This window comes from Marinobacter maritimus, assembly GCF_007671675.1.
In the GTDB taxonomy this organism is placed as follows: domain Bacteria; phylum Pseudomonadota; class Gammaproteobacteria; order Pseudomonadales; family Oleiphilaceae; genus Marinobacter; species Marinobacter maritimus.
This window is the reverse complement of the sequence record NZ_VCGW01000009.1, coordinates 61,994-80,279: the sequence shown is the minus strand read 5'-3', so window position 1 is coordinate 80,279 and position 18,286 is coordinate 61,994. Positions and strand designations below refer to the sequence as shown.

The 18,286-nt window shown below is 55.6% G+C and carries 19 protein-coding genes; 3 read left to right on the top strand and 16 right to left on the bottom strand.

Going from position 1 to position 18,286, the window contains the following annotated elements; all coding sequences use genetic code 11:
- Positions 1 to 108: 108 nt before the first annotated feature.
- The 4 genes from FFI90_RS19875 to mpl form a co-directional block, all read right to left on the bottom strand.
- Positions 109 to 552, bottom strand: coding sequence for a hypothetical protein (locus FFI90_RS19875; RefSeq protein ID WP_246123691.1), 444 nt, complete (start codon positions 550 to 552; stop codon positions 109 to 111).
- A 142-nt stretch (positions 553 to 694) separates the two neighbouring features.
- A complete protein-coding gene (locus FFI90_RS19870) occupies positions 695 to 1,834 on the bottom strand; it encodes an acyl-CoA dehydrogenase family protein (protein ID WP_144780500.1) in 1,140 nt (379 codons plus the stop codon).
- Positions 1,835 to 1,919: 85 nt separating this feature from the next.
- Positions 1,920 to 2,591, bottom strand: a complete 672-nt coding sequence (locus tag FFI90_RS19865) for a flavin prenyltransferase UbiX (RefSeq protein ID WP_144780499.1) — start codon at positions 2,589 to 2,591, stop codon at positions 1,920 to 1,922.
- Between the two features lie 24 nt (positions 2,592 to 2,615).
- Positions 2,616 to 4,010 carry a UDP-N-acetylmuramate:L-alanyl-gamma-D-glutamyl-meso-diaminopimelate ligase gene (gene mpl / locus FFI90_RS19860; RefSeq protein WP_144780498.1) on the bottom strand — a complete coding sequence of 465 codons (1,395 nt, stop codon included), beginning with the start codon at positions 4,008 to 4,010 and terminating at the stop codon, positions 2,616 to 2,618.
- Between the two features lie 163 nt (positions 4,011 to 4,173).
- Here mpl and FFI90_RS19855 point away from each other — a divergent pair, with 163 nt between their 5' ends.
- Positions 4,174 to 5,436, top strand: a complete 1,263-nt coding sequence (locus FFI90_RS19855; RefSeq protein WP_144780497.1) for a 6-phosphofructokinase — start codon at positions 4,174 to 4,176, stop codon at positions 5,434 to 5,436.
- Positions 5,437 to 5,526: 90 nt separating this feature from the next.
- On the opposite strand, the gene FFI90_RS19850 is transcribed toward FFI90_RS19855, so the two are convergent.
- Positions 5,527 to 5,781 carry a GrxA family glutaredoxin gene (locus FFI90_RS19850; RefSeq protein ID WP_144780496.1) on the bottom strand — a complete coding sequence of 85 codons (255 nt, stop codon included), beginning with the start codon at positions 5,779 to 5,781 and terminating at the stop codon, positions 5,527 to 5,529.
- 194 nt (positions 5,782 to 5,975) lie between these two features.
- Between FFI90_RS19850 and FFI90_RS19845 the strand changes: the two genes are divergently transcribed.
- Positions 5,976 to 6,419, top strand: a complete 444-nt coding sequence (locus FFI90_RS19845) for a YqaA family protein (RefSeq protein WP_144780495.1) — start codon at positions 5,976 to 5,978, stop codon at positions 6,417 to 6,419.
- Here the strand turns inward: FFI90_RS19845 and FFI90_RS19840 are convergent.
- Complete coding sequence (locus FFI90_RS19840) at positions 6,359 to 7,804, bottom strand: ABC1 kinase family protein (RefSeq protein ID WP_144780494.1); 1,446 nt, start codon at positions 7,802 to 7,804, stop codon at positions 6,359 to 6,361. The two genes, FFI90_RS19845 and FFI90_RS19840, sit on opposite strands and share 61 nt — an antisense overlap.
- A 239-nt stretch (positions 7,805 to 8,043) precedes the next feature.
- Between FFI90_RS19840 and FFI90_RS19835 the strand changes: the two genes are divergently transcribed.
- Positions 8,044 to 9,135 (top strand): GGDEF domain-containing protein, encoded by a 1,092-nt coding sequence (locus tag FFI90_RS19835; protein WP_144780493.1) that lies wholly within the window; start codon positions 8,044 to 8,046, stop codon positions 9,133 to 9,135.
- Here FFI90_RS19835 and lipB read toward each other — a convergent pair.
- The 10 genes from lipB to FFI90_RS19785 all read right to left on the bottom strand — a co-directional run bounded on the left by lipB (position 9,132) and on the right by FFI90_RS19785 (position 18,192).
- On the bottom strand, positions 9,132 to 9,776 hold the full coding sequence (gene lipB / locus FFI90_RS19830) for a lipoyl(octanoyl) transferase LipB (RefSeq protein WP_144780492.1): 645 nt from the start codon (positions 9,774 to 9,776) through the stop codon (positions 9,132 to 9,134). The two genes, FFI90_RS19835 and lipB, sit on opposite strands and share 4 nt — an antisense overlap.
- A gap of 5 nt (positions 9,777 to 9,781) precedes the next feature.
- Complete coding sequence (locus tag FFI90_RS19825) at positions 9,782 to 10,051, bottom strand: HP0495 family protein (RefSeq protein ID WP_144780491.1); 270 nt, start codon at positions 10,049 to 10,051, stop codon at positions 9,782 to 9,784.
- 31 nt (positions 10,052 to 10,082) lie between these two features.
- Positions 10,083 to 11,261 carry a D-alanyl-D-alanine carboxypeptidase family protein gene (locus FFI90_RS19820; RefSeq protein ID WP_144780490.1) on the bottom strand — a complete coding sequence of 393 codons (1,179 nt, stop codon included), beginning with the start codon at positions 11,259 to 11,261 and terminating at the stop codon, positions 10,083 to 10,085.
- Positions 11,262 to 11,309: 48 nt separating this feature from the next.
- Positions 11,310 to 12,191: a septal ring lytic transglycosylase RlpA family protein gene (locus FFI90_RS19815; protein WP_144780507.1), complete on the bottom strand. Its 882-nt coding sequence runs from the start codon at positions 12,189 to 12,191 to the stop codon at positions 11,310 to 11,312.
- Positions 12,192 to 12,324: 133 nt separating this feature from the next.
- Entirely contained in the window at positions 12,325 to 13,467 is a 1,143-nt protein-coding gene (rodA, locus tag FFI90_RS19810; protein ID WP_144780489.1) for a rod shape-determining protein RodA, read from the bottom strand.
- Positions 13,467 to 15,365, bottom strand: coding sequence for a penicillin-binding protein 2 (gene mrdA / locus FFI90_RS19805; RefSeq protein WP_144780488.1), 1,899 nt, complete (start codon positions 15,363 to 15,365; stop codon positions 13,467 to 13,469). The genes rodA and mrdA overlap by 1 nt, the downstream gene beginning before the upstream one ends.
- A 9-nt stretch (positions 15,366 to 15,374) precedes the next feature.
- A complete protein-coding gene (rlmH, locus tag FFI90_RS19800) occupies positions 15,375 to 15,845 on the bottom strand; it encodes a 23S rRNA (pseudouridine(1915)-N(3))-methyltransferase RlmH (RefSeq protein ID WP_144780487.1) in 471 nt (156 codons plus the stop codon).
- Positions 15,846 to 15,847: 2 nt separating this feature from the next.
- Positions 15,848 to 16,198, bottom strand: coding sequence for a ribosome silencing factor (gene rsfS, locus FFI90_RS19795; protein WP_144780486.1), 351 nt, complete (start codon positions 16,196 to 16,198; stop codon positions 15,848 to 15,850).
- A gap of 81 nt (positions 16,199 to 16,279) precedes the next feature.
- Positions 16,280 to 16,930 (bottom strand): nicotinate-nucleotide adenylyltransferase, encoded by a 651-nt coding sequence (gene nadD, locus FFI90_RS19790; protein ID WP_144780506.1) that lies wholly within the window; start codon positions 16,928 to 16,930, stop codon positions 16,280 to 16,282.
- Between the two features lie 5 nt (positions 16,931 to 16,935).
- Positions 16,936 to 18,192, bottom strand: a complete 1,257-nt coding sequence (locus FFI90_RS19785; RefSeq protein ID WP_144780485.1) for a glutamate-5-semialdehyde dehydrogenase — start codon at positions 18,190 to 18,192, stop codon at positions 16,936 to 16,938.
- Positions 18,193 to 18,286 lie beyond the last annotated feature (94 nt).

The following is an 18,286-nucleotide window of genomic DNA, read 5'->3' as shown; positions in this document are numbered from 1 at the left end:
GAGATTGTGGTGGGGTTAATGATGATTGTCATTATATATAAGACTCATATTGGCGCTAAAAAACGCGTTATAACAGTATTCTAGTATACAAATGACAAGATGGTGAAATTAGTAAAATTCACGAACTTCGCCGCGGCGGGTCTGCTCCAGGGTTTTCCCCGGAAGCGCCAAGGCGAACAGGGGGAATTTGCGCGGGTCAATATTGGGCCCCACTTCAGGATCCAGCGCCAACTCGGCAGTATCCAGCGAGAACCGCCCTCCCACTTCACTCATGGCGGTGGGCTCCCCGGAAGGCAGCGTAACCTTCCGGCCAGACGCCAGCTCGTATACAAAGGGCCCTGGCGTGTATTGGCTGTCGCCGTCCATATCCAGCCATACCCGGGCGTTTTTAAGGTAGCCGTCTATCACCTTGCCGGTGTAAGGCGCCGGAACACTGTATTGCACACCGTCGAAGTTACGCCCGTCCACAGGCAACTCATCGGATTCCTTACCGCAGCCGGCAATGGTGAGAAAAAGAATGGAAACGGGCAGGCAAATCAGGCGATTCATCACGGCAACCATTTATCCTTGTTAGAGGTTGTACCGTTACTTTAAGAGATGTCGCTGAAGGAGACCTTGATGGGCTTGGCAATTTGTAAAGTTTGGTAACAGGAAAGCCCCGGAGACCGACTCCGAGGCTCTTGCCGCGTACGGATTAAAACGCGCGCGCAACGATCTCTTTCATGATTTCGTTGGTTCCGCCGTAGATGCGCTGAACGCGTGAGTCTGCCCAGGCGCGGGCAATCGGGTATTCCCACATGTAGCCGTAACCACCGTGCAACTGCACACACTCATCCATCACCCGGCACTGCAGGTCCGTCGTATACTGCTTCAGCATCGCGGCGGTTGGTATGTCGAGCTTCTTCTCCAGGTGCAGCTCCAGGCAACGATCGGTGAACACCCGGGCTGCGGTGATTTCGGCCTTCATCTCAGCCATTTTGAAGCGGGTGTTCTGGAATTTGATCACCGGCTTTCCGAAAGCCTTACGCTCTTTGACGTAATCAAGCGTCCACTGCCAGGCGGCTTCTGCGGAGGCAATAGCCGTGAGACCGATCTGCAGGCGCTCGGCGGGCAGTTCCGACATCAGTTGGAAAAAGCCCTGCCCTTCCATGGGGCCGAGCAGGTTTCCTGCGGGCACTTTGACGTCCTGGAAGAACAGCTCGGAGGTGTCCTGAGCCTTCATGCCGACCTTGTTCAGATTCTGGCCTTTTTCAAAACCTTCCCAGGCGGTTTCAACCAGCAACAGGCTAATGCCTTTTGCACCTTCTTTCGGATCAGTTTTGGCGACAACAATCACCAGATCTGCCAGCTGGCCGTTGGTAATAAAGGTTTTGGAGCCGTTCAGGACATAGTGATCGTCGTTTTTGATGGCGTTGGTTTTAACACCCTGAAGGTCGGAGCCTGCACCCGGCTCACTCATGGCAATTGCGGTGATGATCTCACCAGAGGCCATTTTAGGCAGGTACTTTTGCTTCTGCTCTTCGGAGCCGTAGTTCAGTATGTAGGGAGCAACAATATCGGAATGCAGAGTCCAACCGATACCGGAAAGCCCGGCCCGCGAGATCTCCTCCATCACAACCGCGCTGTAACGGAAGTCAGCGCCAACGCCGCCGTACTCGTCAGGCATAGTCGGACACAAAAAGCCCAGCTCGCCCGCTTTTTGCCACAATTCGCGGCTGACCTGTCCGTCTTTCTCCCACTGCTCATGGTAAGGCGCGGCTTCTTGTTCCAGGAATTTCCGAACGGAATCCCGAAAGCCATCAAGGTCAGCGTCAAAGAGCGTGCGTGGAATCATGGTGAACCTCAGTCGGTGGACAATGTGGTAATTAACGTTCACCAAGTCTCTGCCGGCAGGCCAACTCGCTCAATGATGAAAACCATCAATCGTGCTGACCAAAACCATCGTCGCGCCCCTCTTTGGACCTGATCCGCACCTCACCCCAACGGGGCATCAGATCCTGGGGTAAATCCAGGTGGTCGAGAATACGGGCCACAATAAAGTCCACAAGATCCTGCACCGACTCCGGTCGATGATAGAACCCCGGACTGGCCGGCATGATGACAGCGCCCATGCGAGTGAGCTTCAACATGTTTTCAAGATGCACTTCGGAGTATGGCGCTTCGCGGGGCACCAGAATCAACTGACGCCGTTCTTTAAGGGCCACATCGCCGGCGCGTTCGATCAGGTTGTTGCTGGCACCCGTTGCCAGCGCAGAGAGGGTTCCGGTACTGCAAGGGCAAACTACCAGAGGTGCTTTTTCGCCAGACCCGGAAGCGGGCGGAGAAAACCAGTCTTCGCGGCCAAACACCAGCACCTGGCCAGGCTCGGCGGAGGCGTATTCAGACAGGTTTTTTTGCATGGCCGGCGGCGTTCCCGGCAGCTTCAGGTCGGTTTCTGTTGCAATGACAATCTGCGCGGCCTTACTGATCATTACGTTAACCCGGCAGCCTGCAGCCACCAGACACTGCAGAAGGCGCAGGCCATACTGGGCACCGGAGGCGCCGGTGAATGCAAGATTGACCGTTCGCGCTTTCGACTGATTATTCGTCATCTTTATGGTTTCCTGAGTGCCGGATCAGCCATGGATACGCTCAAGTTCTGCGACGAGCTTACCGTGAATGCCGCCAAAACCGCCGTTGCTCATGATTACAATGTGGCAGGGATTTGGCAGGCCGGCCATCACCCTGTCAGTCAGCGCCTCTACCGTCGACTCAACACTGTGTTGCCCGGAGTCCGGATTATCCGATTGCCATGCTGACACCAGCTCCGGCAACCAGTCCATATTGTTCAGATTGGCCCAATAAACCCTGTCTGCCAAAGCCGCACTTGGCAGTAACGTATGCTGATGAACACCCTGCTTCATAGTGTTGGAGCGGGGTTCGATGAGGGCGATAATCGGCTCCTCCCCCACCTGATTGCGCAAGCCGTCCAGCGTGGTCGCTATCGCCGTAGGGTGGTGGGCAAAATCGTCGTAGATACGCACCCCTCCGATATCCGCAAGCAACTCCATACGGCGCTTTACACCAGAGAACCGGCAAAGCGCGGCTATCGCATGGTCCGGGGTTACGCCCACGTGCCTTGCCGCCGCAATAGCTGCCAGAGCGTTGCGAACGTTATGCAGTCCAGTCTGACTCCACTTCACGGCAGCAACTGGTTGCTCATGATGGATAACCATAAACCGGCTGCCATCTTCAGACAGAAGTTCGGCACGCCAGTCTGCGGCACCCGCTACCTCGCTGCCAATGGCTATCTCCTGCACAGGGCTCCAGCACCCCAAAGCCAAGGCTTTATCCAGGTGCGGATCCAGGCTCGGGCGGATTATCAACCCCTGCGACGGAACCGTACGAACCAGGTGATGGAACTGACGCTCAATCGCTTCGACGTTGTCAAAGATGTCGGCGTGATCAAACTCAAGATTATTCAGAATCAGGGTATGAGGGCGGTAGTGGATGAACTTGGAGCGTTTATCGAAAAAGGCGCTGTCGTACTCGTCGGCCTCTATAACAAAAAAATCACTGCTCCCCAGACTGGCCGATACCGAAAAATCTTTGGGCACGCCACCCACCAGATAACCCGGCGCAAGCCCTGCCTGATCCAGAATCCAGAGCAGCATGGCGGTGGTGGTGGTTTTACCGTGGGTGCCCGCCACAGCCATAACCCAGCGATGCCTGAGCACCTCCCGGGCCAGCCATTCGGGTCCGGACATGTAATCTATGTTGCGATTCAGCGTCGCCTCTACCTCTGGGTTACCTCTGGACATGGCGTTGCCAATCAGCACCAGATCGGGCTTGGACTCCAGATGCTCAGCGCGGAAACCATCCATCAAGCTGATGCCTTGAGCCTCTAACTGGGTACTCATGGGCGGATAGACACCCTGATCAGAGCCTGTAACCGTATGGCCAAGCTCCCTTGCCAGAACAGCCAGGCTGCCCATAAACGTGCCACAAATCCCCAGAATATGAATATGCATTCGCCGACCGTCCTCTGCGTTTAAACCCGACAAGCCTCCCGTATCCACCCCACTCCGTCAAGACGTCAAGAACAAAGCCATCCGCATTTCTTGCCATGAAAATCGTCAGCGTTTGGCGTATCATCTGCGCCATTATTGAAACCGCAGGAGGCTCCACCCCGAGATGGCCATCAAGAACGCATTCTACGCTCAGTCTGGCGGTGTCACCGCCGTCATCAATGCCAGTGCCTGTGGGGTTATTCAGACCGCCCGCAAGCATCCGGACAAAATTGGCAAAGTCTTTGCCGGGCGCAACGGCATTCTGGGCGCGCTGAACGAAGAGCTGATTGATACCAGTCTCGAAAGCGATGAGTCGATTCAGGAACTGATCCACACTCCGGGCGGGGCTTTCGGCTCTTGCCGCCACAAGCTGAAAAACATCTCGGAAAACCGCCGGGAATACGAGCGTCTTATTGAAGTATTCCGCGCACACGACATCGGCTATTTCTTCTATAACGGTGGCGGTGATTCTCAGGACACCGCTTATAAGGTTTCGCAGATCGGCGAGAAAATGGGCTATCCCATTACCTGTATCGGAGTTCCCAAAACCGTAGACAACGACCTGCCGTTTACAGACTGCTGCCCGGGTTTTGGCTCTGTCGCCAAGTACATTGCCACATCCACTCTGGAAGCCAGTCTGGATATAAAGTCCATGTGTGAAACCTCCACCAAGGTATTCATTCTTGAAGTAATGGGCCGCCACGCTGGCTGGATTGCTGCTTCAGGCGGTCTTGCGGGTCAGGGCGAAGGCGAGCCGCCTCACATTATTTTGTTCCCGGAGATACCGTTTAACCGCGATGCGTTTCTCGAGCGGGTCGAGTTCTGCGTAAAGGAATACGGCTACTGCGTAGTGGTCGCCTCTGAGGGCGCACAGTATGAAGACGGCCGCTTTCTGGCAGATGCCGGCGCGAAAGATGCCTTTGGGCACACGCAGTTGGGCGGCGTGGCACCAGCACTGGCCAACATGGTCAAGCAGGCTCTCGGGCACAAATACCACTGGGCGGTAGCAGATTACCTGCAGCGCAGCGCGCGTCACATCGCTTCTGCAACCGACGTTGAGCAGGCTTACGCCGTTGGCAAGGCCGCCGTAGAAATGGCCTTGGCTGACAAGCAGGCGGTAATGCCCACCATCGTGCGCGTACAGGCAAAGCCCTACATCTGGAAAATTGGCGAGGCCCCCCTCAGTGAAGTAGCCAACCAGGAAAAGAAAATGCCGATCCATTACATTACTGATGATGGCTTCGGTATTACGAAAGACTGCCGGGATTATCTTGAGCCACTGATTTCCGGTGAGAGCTTCCCTCCGTTTGACAATGGTTTGCCCCGGGTTGCGAAGCTGAAAAATACCTTGACGGAAAAGAAACTGAAAACCGACTTTCAGTTCTGAGCAGCACTCTGACTAACCCGATGTATTTTGGGCGTCAAAAAAAGGCCCTGCAGTTTTTTGCAGGGCCTTTTTTCATCTCCAAAGCGTGACTCAATGAGCTTTTCCCGCTTCGAGTGCCCGCACGTAAGCCGAAAACTCGTCATAACCGCCAATGTACCTGTCACCCACAAGAATTTGGGGAACGGTATGGACCGGACGACCAATCTTGTCGGCAATGTCTGCCTTCGTCATATCATGTTCGATCATATCGACCCAGGTATACGGCATGCTGCGAGATTCACACAGGCTCCTTGCCCGCACACAAAACCCGCAACTTGAACGGCCGTAAATCGTTACCTGCTCCATAAATCCTCCCGAATAGTAAACCCGGAGCGATTACCGGGGTGTGAAAAGGGGTGTTAAAAGTCTTTGAATCATGATGACATGTTTGTTGAATTTTAAAAATTGATGCTTTGAATGGCCGCCATAGTACAGGGTCATACGTAGAGCGCTTTCGCTCACCGGAAGGAACAAGCACCCACCACCGCAAGGAGAACTTCGTGGTCTACCTGACACTGTTTCTGACTTCTTTTGCCGCAGCCACGCTGCTACCGGCGTATTCGGAAATACTTACAGGCACGCTGGTTGTTCAGGGATACCCTCTTTTGTGGCTGTGGTTCTGGGCTACGCTTGGCAACACTCTGGGGTCTGTGGTGAACGGCGTTATTGGCCGGCAAGTAGACCGGTTCAAACACAAACGCTGGTTTCCCCTGAATGAGACACAGCTGCATAAAGCCAGGAACAGCTTCAACCGCTACGGCCAGTGGTCTTTGCTTCTCGGCTGGCTACCTCTGGGCGGCGACGCGCTGACACTGGTCGGCGGCATTATGCGCGTGCCCTGGCTGAACTTCATTGTGCTCGTGGGTATCGGCAAAGGGCTGCGCTATGCCTTTGTAATCTGGCTGGTCGCTGAAGCATCGGGCGTATCATCACCCTCGCCGTAAAGGTATTTGCGCAGCAAGGGTTCACCGTTGAACTCTGAGTAAAGCACGGCAATAAAGGTGTAAACCCCAATCAGTTTGCGATTGAGAAATACAAATTCACTGGGCGGCACCCGGAAGTAGCGGCTTATGGCTGACCGAGCCGCCTGCCGGGCAACTCTTGATGGCAGATCACTTTGCTTCCATCGGTACTGGCCTTCACTGTTTACAGCGTAGTCTGGCCAGCTTTCGTGATCGCTGGACAAGGGCTCCAGAACAGACATACATACCTGCCCAAACGTTTCCAGCACCTCCTTCGGCCAGTCTGTGCTCATAAAGCGCAGCTTAACTCCTCCGTCGATCACGGCATCAAGATCATTTTCGTAGGAGGCCCGAATCATCTGGATTACCGGGTCAAGAAACTCTCTTGAGTAGGTCTGCACTGCGCCAAAGTCCAGCAACACGATGCGATCGTGCTCCACACCTTTGCCGTCTTCTCCGGCAATGCGAATACGATAGTTTCCGAAATTGGGGTCTGTCTGGATCTCACCCCAAACGAACAACTCCCTGAAAAACAGCTCCAGAGCCGCCTTGCCCAGTTCGCTGCGGCGCTCAAGCGACAGATCACGTACCAGATTGGAATTGACCGAGTGGCCATGTTCGTAGGTGGAGGCGATAACCTGAGCAGAAGAATACTCCGGCAGCACCCGGGGAACCACGAAACGCGGATCCTCCTCGAGCATCTGACGAAACTTCTCCGTGGTGCGCGCCTCGAGGCGGTAATCGACCTCCCTGTGCATCATCTGCCTGACTTCTTCCAGCCAGTCTTCAAACTCCGGTCCAAAACTCACTAACCGCGCCACTCTGAGCAATTGCGCCACGGCATTCAGATCGCTGTCTACAGCATCCGCAACACCGGGGTACTGGACCTTGAGCACAAGCTCCAGGCCATCGCACCGCCGCACAGCACGGTGCACCTGCCCAAGGGACGCTGCGCCGATCGGCTCAATATCTATATCAAGCTCTGCAAGTTGCTCGCTGCCCAACTCTGCTTTGAGCACACGCTCTATGGCAGGCCACTCAAGGGACGTTGTCTGGTCTTCCAGGGTATGCAACGCCTCGGTGACTTCTTCAGGCAGGAAATGCTCACCGTAAAGCGCCATTACCTGGCCGATTTTGACCACACTACCTTTCAGCTGGCCCAACTCATCTACCAGTAAACGGGCATGTTTGGAGAGCATGGCACGGTGGCGTTCATCCCGGGTTTCCTTGCTACTGAACCAGTTAGTGGCCATGTGCGAAGCCATTCGTGTTCCGGCAAAGAGCCCTGCGCGAGTCAGGCTCAGCCGGCGTTCGAAGCTGCCGGTCTTGATGCGGGCGACTGATTTACCTGAGCGTCTGGATGACATGTATGACCTGTCTGAATCGGAGAATTTAACCAGCCTGGACAAATCGCTGACTTGATCCCTTTTAACGTAACAACATTGAGTGGTTCAAGACATTATACGGATACTGTAACCAGCTGACCTACCCGATTCGACCGGTATTTACCGGATTCACGGCCATTGCTTATTCACCACAGCCAGTTTATATCTGTTCCACACATCCAGAAATGCCCTGATTTTTATCAAAAGAACCCGTTCAACCTATGTCGAACACTGCACCTGATATTCCGGCTAAAGAGCAATCGCAGTTTCGGGTTACGGGCGAAATACCCATCCCGGTACTGATCAATTGGCTGAGCATTGCTGCCGTGCCACTACTGGCATTTTTCGCCTGGCGCTCACTCGCCCAAGGCGATCAGCTCACACCAGCCCTGCTCACTCTTTTTGCGACGTTGCTGGCGGCCAATACGCTGAACTACGCCCTCTTCCGGCATAAAACGTTTCACCGCCGGTGTTTCATAACACTAATAACCACACTCTTTACCTACCTCGCCGTTCACGCCGTGGAAGGCGGTTTTGCGATTATCTGGCTCTTTGCCTACCCGCCTATCGTCTTTTATATCAGCGAGGCACGGGTTGGGATTGCCACTTGTCTCATGGGGTTTGCAGGAGTCGCGCTGCTGTTCAGCCCGTTGGCAGAGCAGCTGCTGAACCTGCCTTACAGCGCCAGTTTCCGTTTGACCATGACCGCAGCGTTGGCCTTTGAAATGATCACCTGCTACATCCTTGACCGGAGCCGGCGACGCAGCAAGTTGGGCCTACTGGCGTTGGCAGCAAAGTTCGAATACGCCGCCAAGCATGATGCGCTCACCGGGCTGGCAAACCGCCGCGAAGCTTTGGTGCAACTGGATGCAGAATATGAGCGTTATCTGCGCAATGGCCGACCGTTCGCCGTGCTACTGGCCGACATCGATCTGTTCAAGAGTATCAACGACAGTTATGGACACCATGTTGGTGATGACATAATTGTGTTGGTTGCCCGGTCACTCAGGGATCAGTGCCGGAAAGTGGACACGATCGCCCGCTGGGGCGGTGAGGAGTATCTGATACTGCTTCCGGAAACCGCAGCAGATGAGGCGGTACACATCGCAAACCGGATTCGTAAGGCCATCGCCGAAAAGTCCGTGATGGTCGGGGAGAAGTCTGTCTACTGCACCGCAAGCATCGGCATTGCGAGTATCAGGGGGTCAGAATCTGTCGACAAGCTCCTTCAGCGTTCAGATGAAGCCCTGTATCGTTCCAAAACTCTCGGGCGCAACCGTGTTTGCGCGCATCAGAACGACGCGTCTGATTAACTCTCCCAGCCCTCACGATAACGCACTGTCATATCGCCCAGGCCCACCACCAGCTGGGCCGCCAGGCGCTTCTCAATATCCCCAATGGACGCTGTGGCGACAAAGTCGCTGACCTGACACATGGCCAAGCCGGCATAGCCACAGGGATTGATTCTTCGAAAGGGTTCCATATCCATATGGACGTTCAGCGCCAGCCCATGAAAAGAGCAACCACGCCGTACCCGAAGCCCGAGGGACGCGATTTTCGCGTCCCTGACGTATACGCCCGGTGCGTCTGGCCGAGGTTCGGCGGAAATGCCGAGCTCGGCCAGCGTGCGCACAAGAGCCTGCTCAATAACATCCACCAGTGCCCTCACCCCCATCTTCCGGCGTGAAAGGTTGATCATCAGATAAACCACCAGCTGACCCGGGCCGTGGTAAGTAACCTGCCCGCCCCGGTCAACCGGAATAACCGGAATGTCACCGGGCGCCAGAATATGCTCGGCTTTGCCCGCCTGGCCCTGTGTATACACGCGCGGATGTTCAAGACACCAGAGCTCATCATTTGTGCCGTCGCCTCTGTCCGCTGTGAAGCTCTTCATCGCCTCCCAGGTTTCCAGATAGGGCTGTTGCCCCAGTGATCTGACAATCAGCTCAGGCATCAGGCTTACAACACCATGTGCACGCGGCCACTGGCCTTGAGGTCTTCGAACAAGGCTTTTAATTGCGGCTCGCCGGTGGCCGCGATGGTCAACCGGATTGAGCAAAACCGCCCCTTGCTGCTGTCTTTAACCATAACGTCGGCTTCACGGACTCCTGGCGCATGCTGCTCAATAATTTCCAGAACAATCTCCTTGAAATCCGGCGCAGAATCACCGATCACCTTGATGGCGTAGTCGCAGGGAAACTCAATTTTTGGTGCTTTCGGCTCACTCATGCCGCTTCACTCCCGGGCCCGTTCGCCCTCACTAAAATAACTGAATAAAAAACAGCTTGATAGCATCCCAGATGCGTTTGAACAGACCGCCTTCGGGGACATCCGTGAGTGCCAGTACGGGCTGATCTATCAACACCTCACCGTTAAACGACACTTTCACGCGCCCCAACTCATCACCAGCCTTAACCGGCGCCTTGATGACCGAATCAAGATCTATGGTGGACTGCAGGCTGTCGCGGGATCCGCGAGGAATGGTCACAAAAGCGTCTTCAAGCATGCCGACAGAGAGCTGATCTGACTGACCACCCCATACCTTGGCTTCTATCAGCTCCTGCCCGGCGCGGAACAACCGCTCGCTCTCGAAGTAGCGGAAGCCGTAGTTCAGCATTTTCTGAATTTCCTGGGACCGGGACTGTGAACTGCTGGTGCCCATAACCGTGGCAATGAAGCGCGTATCGTTGCGTTTCGCTGATGCTACAAGGCAATACCCGGCTTCTTCCGTATGGCCGGTTTTCAGGCCATCAACACTGTCATCGCGCCACAGCAAGCTGTTGCGGTTAGGCTGCCGAATGTTGTTGTAAGTAAAATGCTTCTCCGCGTAGATCGGATAGTTTTCCGGGTAATCATTAATGATTGCACGGGCCAGAACGGCCAGATCATACGCGGTGGAGAAGTGATCAGGAGCAGGTAGGCCTGTAGCATTCTCGAAGTGGGAGTCCTTCATACCCAACAACTGAGCCTGCTGGTTCATGATATCAACGAACGCCCCCTCACTGCCGGCAACAAACTCCGCCAGAGCAACTGAAGCATCATTACCGGACTGGATGATAACGCCTTTGAGGAGATCCTCTACGGATACGCTGGTGCCCTCTTTAACGAACGTTCGAGACCCTTCTGTTTTCCAGGCTTTAACGCTGATGGGGACCATGTCGGACATATTGATCCGACCCTCGTCCAGCTCACGCTCGACAATGTAAGCCGTCATCATTTTGGTCAGACTTGCCGGTGGCAGCCGCTCGTTGCTGTTCTGCTCCATAATAATACGACCACTTTTCGGGTCCATGAGCACGTAAGAGCTACCAGCGATCTGCGGAGGAGACGGAATCAGCACTGTCTGGGACATGGCCTTGGTTGATACTGAAAGCATCAACACAAACGCGAGAGACGCTGAGATAAAGGAAAGAGAACGAAAAACTGATTTTAGTGCCATGGGTCCATTCATTCGTCGTTAAGTGTGTTTTTATGTGTGGCCTGACGCTCAGTGAGAATCGGTCAGTACAATTGACTGCGAAAACCCTTTTGTATCCAGCAGCCTCTGGGTCTTGCGCGCACTGCCTTCATCCTGAAACGGGCCAACCTGTACTCGATGGAAGCGCCCGGAAGCCGTATCTACGGAACGCACTCGAACGGGATTGTCGAGTAGGCTACTGGCGCGTACCTGCAGTTTTTCTGCGGGGTCACGACTGCTGAACGAACCCAGCTGAACAAACAAGCCGCTGTTGGCATCCTGTCCATCGTTTATGGCGACAGCACCCCCAGCAGCAGACTGCACAGTCTGCTGCCCATCGAGTGCGAAAGGCTGCCCTGCCATGAACATGCTGCCATCCGGCTTGACGGTAATCGATGCCACCTCTACCCGGGCGGTTCCGCGCGACTGATAGCCCAGTTTCTTGGCAGCCGCGTAGGACAAATCAATCAACCGGTCTCCGTGAAACGGCCCCCGGTCGTTGACCCGAACGATCACTGTACGGCCATTATCCAGATTGGTCACTCTTGCGTATCCGGGAATTCTGAGCGACTTGTGTGCTGCCGACATCTGATACATGTCGAACGTTTCACCGTTGGATGTTTTGTGCCCGTGAAACTTCTCGCCGTACCAACTCGCTGTACCACGGGCAACGTAGCCGTCATTGCTGTCCATGACAGAGTATTGCTTACCCCATACTGTATAAGACGACATGTTTCCGGCTCTGACAGGCTTCTGATAAACAGGTACGGCATCTGACAGCCCTGAGGCATCAAAGTTTCCTGAAGGTGCCCTGTCCTGAGTGATCGAATAGCGCGATGAATGGTCGGTTCCGGCTGGCGCTGATGTCGGAGACGACGCACAACCAGCCAGTGCCAAGGCTGCCGAAACCATCAGCCATAAATGTAAGTAGTTTGATATCACTGTCGGGACGCCCTCTGATATACGTGCCGCCAGACACATGAAACATCGCGACACGTGCCATTGTAACGGGTTCCCTGCACGTATCACCATTACCGGCCTGACATCAGGCCGTGATCATCCTTCGATGGGTGTGTATTGACATCAGTATGCCAAACGCCGCCATCAGCGTGACGGTTGAGGTTCCGCCGTAGGAAACCAGCGGCAAAGGCACCCCGACTACCGGAAGCAAACCACTCACCATGCCGACGTTTACAAACACATAGATGAAAAAAGTCATGGTCAGTGCGCCGGCTACCAGCCTGCTGAATGAATCCTGAGCGGTGGCCGCAATAAAGAGACACCGAAGAATAATCAGAAAGTACACGCTGAGCAGCACCAGAACACCGATAAAACCGAACTCTTCCGCCAACACCGCCACAATGAAATCCGTGTGGCTTTCAGGAAGAAACTCAAGATGCGACTGGGTACCCTGAAGCCACCCCTTGCCATCGAAGCCGCCTGAACCAATGGCGGTTTTGGACTGGATAATGTTCCAGCCAGCACCCAATGGATCACTCTGAGGGTCGAGCAGCGTCAGCACACGTTGCTTTTGATAGTCCCGCATTCCGAAAAACCACATTACCGGCGCAGCGACGGAAACCATCACAAAAAATGCGCTGATCAGCTTCCAGCTCATGCCCGCAAAAAACACGACGAACAATCCGGCCATACCCACCAGAAGCGAGGTTCCGAGATCCGGCTGTTTCACAATCAGGACCATAGGGAGCAGCACAATCGCCAGCCCCATACCGATGCGGGAGAGCCTCGGGGGCAAAAAATGCCGCGACAGATACCAGGCAGCCATCATGGGCACGGCGAGTTTCATAAACTCTGACGGCTGAAACCGTGGCAGCCCGGGCAGCGCCAACCAGCGCTGCGCACCTTTAGCGCCCACACCAACAAACAATACAGCGATCAAACCGAGCAGGCCCAGACCATACAGCCAGGGCGCCCAGCGCCGGAATACAGAGGGGTCGAGCTGGGCGAAAACCAGCATCACCATGAAGGCAACACCGAAACGCAAACCTTGTGCCTTAACCACATCAAGATTGCGGTCTGCGCCGCTGTAAAGCACAAACAACCCTGCAGAGACCAGCGCGAGAAGCAGGAAAAGCAGAATAGGATCCAGATGCAGGGCCGACCACAGTCCTCTCGGACGACCCAGAGGGTTGCTGGCAGTTGAACTGAATACTTCCCGGGTGGCCATCAACGTGCCTCATTCTCAACATCGGTTTTGCTAACCAGCGCGCCGTCGCCAGTCGCAGAAAACTCCAGTAACCAGGCATCGAAAAGAGCCCGGGCAACAGGCGCTGCGGTACTGCTGCCGCCGCCTCCGTTCTCGACAATCACCGCAACGGCGATCTGCGGATTCTCCAACGGCGCAAAGCCAACAAACAGGGCATGGTCGCGTAACCGCTCCCGAACCTCTTCGGCATCGTATTCTTCATCTTCTGCAAGGCTGAACACCTGGGCCGTGCCGGTTTTCCCGGCCATCCTATAAGACGCGCCCCGGGCAGCGCCACGTGCGGTGCCCTTCACGCCGTGCATCACTTCGGCCATGGCATCTGCAATAAACTCCCAGTTGCTGGGATCTTTAAGCTTCAGGGGCTCGTGAGTTTCTTCCGGTAAAAACTCATCTGGCGCACGGTCTCCCAGAATATCTTTCAGCAGTCGCGGCTCAACCCACTCTCCCCGATTGGCGATCAGCGCTGTCGCCGTGGCGAGCTGCAGTGGCGTAGACAGCATAAAACCCTGACCGATCCCGAGATTAACGGTGTCGCCGGGGTACCAGGGCTCGTTCCGCGTTGCCCTCTTCCAGTCCGGAGACGGCAAAAGGCCACTCAAGGCTCCGGATACATCGAGGGTTGCATCTTCGCCAAACCCGAAGTGAGCCAAATAGTTGACCATGGTATCCACGCCCATTTCCACTGCCGCTTCATAGAAATAGACGTCACAGGACTGAGCCATTGCATAGGTCAGATCAACCCAGCCGTGCCCTCCTCGCTTCCAGTCTCTCCAACGACGACCCGCAGAGTTAATTTGAAAGTGGCCCGGGTCCCATATGGTGTGGTCCCTTGTTACAGCACCACTATCGAGCGCCGCAATGGCCAGCATGGGTTTGAGCGTGGAGCCCGGAGGATACTGTCCCCGCAGGGCCCGGTTGAAAAGAGGCTTGTCTTTGCTCTCACTTAACTCGCGGTAGTCCGGCACGCTGATGCCAGTCACAAATTTATTGGCGTCAAAACCGGGAACGCTCGCAAGAGCAAGTATTCCGCCTGTTGCGGGCTCAATAGCGACAATGGCTCCCCGGCGGCCGTCGAGTAGCTCGTGCGCCCGATTCTGCAATCGCAAGTCGATGTGCAGCTTCAGATCTTCGCCCGGCACCGGGTTTTCCCGCTCCAGAACCCTCAGGGTACGGCCTCGGGCGTTGGTTTCTACGTGTTGGTAACCGACCTTTCCATGCAGCAACCCCTCATAAAACCGTTCGACACCGGATTTACCGATGTAGTTGGTACCCGCGTAGTTGGTTGGATCGATCCGCTGCAACTCATCACGGTTAATGCGGCCAACAAACCCCAGCGCGTGCGCTGTCAGCTCGCTGTGGGGATAATACCGGACCAGTTCTGCTTCCACTTCCACGCCGGGCAATTCGTGCCGGTGAACGGCCAAACGGGCAATCTCGTCTTCAGTCAGATCGTAGCGCAGCGGAATCTCCTGAAACGGCCGCCGGGGCTCGCGAAGGCGGCGCTGGAAACGCTCCAGATCTTCTTCGGAAACATCGAGAATTCTGACCAGTTGTTCCAGTGTCGCATCCATGCCGCCAACCCGCTCCGGCACCACGGTAACGCTGAACACCGGGCGATTTTCCGCCAGCAACACCTGATTCCGGTCGTAAACCAGCCCGCGCGGAGGCGGCACAGACTGAACCTGAACCCGGTTTTTATCGGAAAGAGTGGTGTAAATATCGTGCTCTACAACCTGAAGCTGGTACATCCGCGCGATTAGCCCTGCCATAAGCAGAAACACAATCACCAGCATGACGACAGCGCGGCGCTGGAATAGCCTGCGCTCGGCGGCAGTGTCCTTGAATTCACCCCACGGCATGGATGGTTCCTAGGCCCGGTGGTACGGGTGGTTGCGGGTAATCGACCAGGCCCTGTAAAGCTGTTCCGCCAACAGGATACGCACCAGAGGATGGGGCAAGGTAAGAGGAGAAAGCGACCACTGCTGATCCGCGCGCTGGCGGCAGGGTTCGGCCAGACCGTCTGGCCCGCCTACGAGGAAACTCACGTCACGACCATCCTGCTGCCAGCTTTCGAGCTGACTGGCCAGTTTTTCAGTAGACCAGGGACGACCATTAACCTCCAGCGCGACAACTCTGTCTCTGGGCCCGGCAGCGGACAGCACTGCCTCGCTTTCACGCTGCATGAGCCTCGCGATGTCAGGATTTTTACCACGATGAGGCATGGCAATTTCTACCAGATCAAGAGGCATTTCCGGAGGCATACGACGCGCATAATCGTCGTAGCCTTTACTGACCCAGTCGGGCATTTTTTGCCCCACACAGATCAAACGCAACCGCACGGTTACTCGCTGCCCGCAGCACCGACATCCGGTGCATCGCGCCAGAAGCGCTCCAGATCGTAAAACTCACGGGCAGCAGGCAACATTACATGAACAACAACGTCTCCCATGTCCACAAGAATCCAGTCGCTGCCACCACCGCCTTCCACATTGCCGACACGAACACCCTGCTCTTTTGCGTCAACCACAACAGAATCGGCAAGGGATTTTACGTGCCGACTGGATGTTCCGGATGCCAGAACCATGAAGTCGGTAACGCTGGTACGATCGCGCACATCAATAACACTGATGTCCTTTGCTTTTACATCTTCAAGTGCGTTCACTATCAGATCTTTGAGTTGCTCTGCCTGCATAATTACCCTGTTGTCCGGGTGCCGGCCGGAATGGCCACCCGAAAAGTCATATTCGAACGCGATTGTAACACTAAAAGTTCGTCACAGGGCATGCCCATAAAGCCCCATACGCTGAATCTCCGCCAAGACCGCATCGGGCATCAGGTAACGAGGCGACCGCCCGCCGCCAATGCGCTCGCGAATGCCGGTTGCGGAGATATCAAGCCAGGGCGGGTCCAGCTCAAGAATAAGGCCTGAAGCCTGGCCAGAAAGGGCAGTGGCTCCGTCTGTTTCATGCTCAATTCCACGTTCTTCCACCAGGCGCGCAGGCTCGCCTTGCGGATCCAGCGCGGTACCAGGGCGACGCACAACAATTATATGGGCGAGGCCGGGAATTTGCCGCCATTCCTTCCAGCGGTCAAAACCAGCAAACGCGTCCGTACCTACCACCATCACCAGAGGCACACCCGCACCCAGCTCGCTGCGCAGTTGGCGCAGCGTATCCGCTGTATAAGACGCGCCTTCACGGCGCAGCTCACGATCATCAATGCGCAGGCGAGCTTCTCCGGCAATCGCCAGCTCCAGCAAACGCAGCCGTTGCTCAGCCGTTGCTCCAGTCTCTCCACGGTGAGGTGGAACATGGCAGGGCACCAGACTGACCGGCACGTTTCCGAGCCGTTCGCTAACCTCCAGCGCGAGGCGCAGATGACCATGGTGCACCGGATCAAACGTACCGCCATAAATTACATGCATCACCATCAGGCCCGCACGTGTCCATCGCCAAATACTACGTATTTTTGCGAGGTGAGCCCCTCAAGCCCGACCGGCCCGCGGGCGTGTATTTTATCGGTAGAGATACCAATCTCAGCGCCGAGCCCATACTCGAACCCATCCGCAAAGCGGGTCGATGCGTTAACCATGACCGAGCTCGAATCAACCTCGGTAATAAAGCGCCTGGCTCGGGTGTAGTTTTCCGTGATGATGCTGTCGGTATGCTGTGAACTGTAACGATTGATGTGCCCGATGGCTCCATCCAGCCCATCAACCACGCGAATAGCCAGCACTGGCGCCAGGTATTCTTCCTCCCAGTCCGCTTCCGTGGCAGCGTTTATATCGGCGAGTATTTCCCGGGTTTGCTCACAGCCACGCAGCTCAACACCTTTTTCGATAAAAGCCGGCCCCAACAGCACCAGCATGTCTGCCGCAATCTCCTTGTCCACCAGAAGGGTTTCCATAGTGTTGCAGGTGCCGTACCGGTGAGTTTTGGAATTCACGGCAACGCTCAATGCCTTTTCAGGATCGGCATGGCTGTCGATATACACATGGCATACGCCATCAAGGTGCTTGATAACGGGCACCCGCGCGTCCCGGCTGATTCGTTCGATCAGGCCCTTACCGCCTCTGGGCACAATCACATCCACGTATTCCGGCATGGTAATCAGTTCGCCGACGGCCGCCCGGTCGGTAGTCTTGATAACCTGCACGGCCGATTCCGGCAAGCCCGCTTCAGCCAGGCCTCGCGCCAGACATAAGGCAATAGCCTGGTTGGAATGAATAGACTCGGAGCCACCGCGCAGGATCGTTGCGTTGCCGGACTTGAGGCAGAGGCTGGCAGCCTCGACGGTCACATTGGGCCGGGACTCATAGATAATGCCGATAACCCCCAGGGGCACGCGCATTTTTCCTACCTGAATACCGGAGGGGCGATAGGTCATATCGGTAATCGCACCGATGGGGTCGGGCAAAGACGCTACCTGACGAAGCCCTTCGATCATCGTATCAACACGCTCAGGCGTCAGTTCGAGCCGGTCCAGCATGGCTGCATCCAATCCGCTTTCCTTCCCACTGGTAAGATCCTGGGCATTAGCCGCCGCCAGCTCACTGCGGGCGGCATCCAGAGCTTCGGCGGTGGCCAGCAGCGCGCGGTTCCGTGTCGCTGTCGTAGAGCGGGCTACAAGCGCTGCCGCTGCGCGGGCTTGCTGACCGACCTCGGTCATATAGGCTGCAATATCCATCCCTTTACCTTATGTATGTTCAATCAGAATTCAGGATTAAGACGCTAACTTTACCTTTCCGGTTTCAAGTACGCACCCCAAACAGATATTATAC

Bases quoted from the DNA above. Each gene is read 5' to 3' on its own strand.
- nadD (WP_144780506.1), bottom strand. From the start codon at position 16,930: ATGCATGTAATTTATGGCGGTACGTTTGATCCGGTGCACCATGGTCAT.
- lipB (WP_144780492.1), bottom strand. From the start codon at position 9,776: ATGCCTGAGCTGATTGTCAGATCACTGGGGCAACAGCCCTATCTGGAA.
- mpl (WP_144780498.1), bottom strand. From the start codon at position 4,010: ATGCATATTCATATTCTGGGGATTTGTGGCACGTTTATGGGCAGCCTG.
- FFI90_RS19850 (WP_144780496.1), bottom strand. From the start codon at position 5,781: ATGGAGCAGGTAACGATTTACGGCCGTTCAAGTTGCGGGTTTTGTGTG.
- FFI90_RS19835 (WP_144780493.1), top strand. From the start codon at position 8,044: ATGTCGAACACTGCACCTGATATTCCGGCTAAAGAGCAATCGCAGTTT.
- FFI90_RS19865 (WP_144780499.1), bottom strand. From the start codon at position 2,591: ATGACGAATAATCAGTCGAAAGCGCGAACGGTCAATCTTGCATTCACC.
- mrdA (WP_144780488.1), bottom strand. From the start codon at position 15,365: ATGCCGTGGGGTGAATTCAAGGACACTGCCGCCGAGCGCAGGCTATTC.
- FFI90_RS19820 (WP_144780490.1), bottom strand. From the start codon at position 11,261: ATGGCACTAAAATCAGTTTTTCGTTCTCTTTCCTTTATCTCAGCGTCT.
- FFI90_RS19785 (WP_144780485.1), bottom strand. From the start codon at position 18,192: ATGGATATTGCAGCCTATATGACCGAGGTCGGTCAGCAAGCCCGCGCA.
- rsfS (WP_144780486.1), bottom strand. From the start codon at position 16,198: ATGCAGGCAGAGCAACTCAAAGATCTGATAGTGAACGCACTTGAAGAT.
- rodA (WP_144780489.1), bottom strand. From the start codon at position 13,467: ATGGCCACCCGGGAAGTATTCAGTTCAACTGCCAGCAACCCTCTGGGT.
- FFI90_RS19870 (WP_144780500.1), bottom strand. From the start codon at position 1,834: ATGATTCCACGCACGCTCTTTGACGCTGACCTTGATGGCTTTCGGGAT.
- FFI90_RS19815 (WP_144780507.1), bottom strand. From the start codon at position 12,191: ATGGTTTCGGCAGCCTTGGCACTGGCTGGTTGTGCGTCGTCTCCGACA.
- FFI90_RS19855 (WP_144780497.1), top strand. From the start codon at position 4,174: ATGGCCATCAAGAACGCATTCTACGCTCAGTCTGGCGGTGTCACCGCC.
- FFI90_RS19825 (WP_144780491.1), bottom strand. From the start codon at position 10,051: ATGAGTGAGCCGAAAGCACCAAAAATTGAGTTTCCCTGCGACTACGCC.
- FFI90_RS19840 (WP_144780494.1), bottom strand. From the start codon at position 7,804: ATGTCATCCAGACGCTCAGGTAAATCAGTCGCCCGCATCAAGACCGGC.